Raw genomic sequence first — 2,418 nt, 5'->3', positions numbered from 1 at the left:
GGTGATCACCCCACCAGACGCAGCACGACCCGACGCACCATCCGGCGCGCGCCCTTCCGGCGCGCGCCCCTCTGGTCTTGCCCTGGGGAACGGTCAGGTGGTGCGGGCGACGGTGACCGTCGACGTCGGGGTGGGAGTCGTGCTGACCGACGGCGGACGGGGCGGCCCGTCCGGGGTCGTGGTGCGCGTCGGCCACGGCGGTGGGATGGTGTCGACGGTGTCCTCGTCGGAGCACGCCGCGGCGAGGGTGATGGTGGCCGTGATGACCGTGACGGCGACGGCCCGGAGGACACTCGCGCGCGTGGGGCGGGCGGACGGCATACGGCCCCTCACTTGTCGATGTCCCCGACGACGAAGAACATCGATCCGAGGATCGCGACCATGTCGGCGATGAGCTGGCCCGGCAGCATCTCGGAGAGCACCGAGACGTTGTTGAAGGACGCCGAGCGCAGCTTGAGCCGCCACGGCGTCTTCTCGCCGCGCGAGACGAGGTAGTAGCCGTTGAAACCGAGGGGGTTCTCGGTCGCGCTGTAGATCTCGCCCTCGGGCACCTTGAGGACCTTGGGCAGCTTGACGTTGATCGGGCCCTGCGGCAGCTGCACGAGCCGGTCGAGGCAGGCCTCGGCCAGGTCGAGCGAGACGTGGACCTGCTCGAGCAGCACCTCGAGGCGCGACAGGCAGTCACCGGCCGTGCGGGTCACGACACGACCAGGGCCCTTGTCGCCGAAGAGCTCCCCGTAGGCGAGGTAGGGCGCGTCCCGGCGCAGGTCGACGTCGAGCCCGCTGGCCCTCGCGATCGGGCCGGAGACGCCGTAGGCCTCGACCATCGCCCGCGACAGGACACCCACGCCACGCGTCCGTGCCTCGAGGATCTCGTTGCCCACGATGAGGCGCTCGAGGTCGGGAAGTCGCTTGCGCACGTTGGCGATCGCCGTGTCGACCCGACCCGTCCAGCCGGCCGGGAGGTCCTCCTTGAGACCGCCGACGCGGTTGAACATGTAGTGCATGCGCCCGCCCGAGACCTCCTCCATGACGGCCTGGAGCTCCTCGCGCTCGCGGAACGCGTGGAAGACCGGCGTGATGGCGCCGAGCTCGAGGGGGTAGCTGCCGAGGAACATCAGGTGGTTGAGCACCCGGTTGAGCTCGGCGAGCGCGGTGCGGGCCCAGACGGCCCGCTCGGGCACCTCCATGCCGAGCATCTGCTCGACCCCGAGGACGACGCCGAGCTCGTTGGAGAAGGCGCTGAGCCAGTCGTGCCGGTTGGCGAGCACGAGGATCTGGCGGTAGTCGCGCACCTCGAAGAGCTTCTCCGCGCCGCGGTGCATGTAGCCGACGATCGGCTCGGCGCTGACGATCCGCTCGCCGTCGACGACGATGCGCAGCCGGAGCACGCCGTGCGTGGCCGGGTGCTGCGGGCCGATGTTGAGCACCATGTCGGCCGTCGCGAGGCCGCCCGCGCCGACCCCGACGGTCAGGGCCTGACGCGAGTGCGACGACGAGGCGGTGGTCTCCGTCATGCGCCCGAGCCTACGGCCCAGACCCGTGCCGTATGCCGTGTGGCCCCTCCGCCCGCACTTGGCTGCGGTGCGGCAGAGTGGACGCGTGAGCCCGATGCCCGTGCCGCGCGCGACCTTCGACCTGCGCGACCCTGCTTTCGTCGCCGACCCCTACGCGGCCCTGAGCCTGGCGCGTGAGCAGGCACCGGTCCTGTGGCACGAGGGCCTGGGCCTGTGGGTCACGACGACGCACGCAGCCGCCAACGACGTCCTGCGTGACCGGCGGCTCGGTCGCATCCTGCGCCCGCGATCGAGCGGCGACGACGGCTGGACGACGTTCGACTGGTTGCACGCCGACTCGATCCTCGACTCGGAGCCGCCCAAGCACACGAGGCTGCGCCGGCTCGTCGCGGGCGCCTTCGCCCGTGGCCACGTGGCACGGCTGCGCCCCCGGGTCGAGGAGGTGGCGGCGGCCCTGCTCGACGAGGCCGAGCGCGTCCTCGAGCGCGAAGGCCGGGTCGACGTCATCGCCACGTATGCGGAGCCGCTCCCGGTGCTCGTCATCTGCGAGCTGCTCGGTGCGCCCGCGGCGGACTGGAAGCTGCTCCGCGACTGGTCGCAGGCCATCGTCCGGATGTACGAGGTCGATCCAGACGAGCACGCCCAGCGCAACGCGCAACGCGCCTGCGAGGAGTTCGCGGCCTACGTCGAGCGGCTCGCTGCCGAGCGGGCCGAGGCGCCGGGGGACGACCTGCTCACCTCGCTCGTGCAGGAGCGTGACGGCGGTGACCGACTCTCGCCACGCGAGCTCGTCGCCACGGTCGTCCTGCTGCTCAACGCGGGCCACGAGGCCAGCGTCAACGGCTTCGGCAACGGCCTCGCCTCTCTCGTGGCAGACCGCGCCCAGAGCGAGGCCGTGATG

General features: G+C 71.8%; 3 protein-coding genes. 1 reads left to right on the top strand and 2 read right to left on the bottom strand.

Translation table 11 applies throughout. The features are described 5' to 3' along the window. Positions 1-93: 93 nt before the first annotated feature. Positions 94-321, bottom strand: a complete 228-nt coding sequence (locus tag AC1DP0_RS20865) for a hypothetical protein (protein ID WP_478088292.1) — start codon at positions 319-321, stop codon at positions 94-96. Between the two features lie 8 nt (positions 322-329). After that, positions 330-1,517, bottom strand: a complete 1,188-nt coding sequence (locus tag AC1DP0_RS20860) for an NADH-quinone oxidoreductase subunit D (protein ID WP_478088289.1) — start codon at positions 1,515-1,517, stop codon at positions 330-332. A 94-nt stretch (positions 1,518-1,611) separates the two neighbouring features. On the opposite strand from AC1DP0_RS20860, the gene AC1DP0_RS20855 reads away from it, so the two are divergent. Then, a partial coding sequence (locus tag AC1DP0_RS20855) for a cytochrome P450 (RefSeq protein WP_478088294.1) occupies positions 1,612-2,418 on the top strand: 807 nt, incomplete at its 3' end.

The organism is Terrabacter sp. P5_B1 (genome assembly GCF_056400505.1).
The sequence above is the reverse complement of the archived record's forward strand: the minus strand, read 5'-3'. Positions and strand labels throughout refer to the sequence as shown.

Bases quoted from the DNA above. Each gene is read 5' to 3' on its own strand.
- AC1DP0_RS20860 (WP_478088289.1), bottom strand. From the start codon at position 1,517: ATGACGGAGACCACCGCCTCGTCGTCGCACTCGCGTCAGGCCCTGACC.
- AC1DP0_RS20865 (WP_478088292.1), bottom strand. From the start codon at position 321: ATGCCGTCCGCCCGCCCCACGCGCGCGAGTGTCCTCCGGGCCGTCGCC.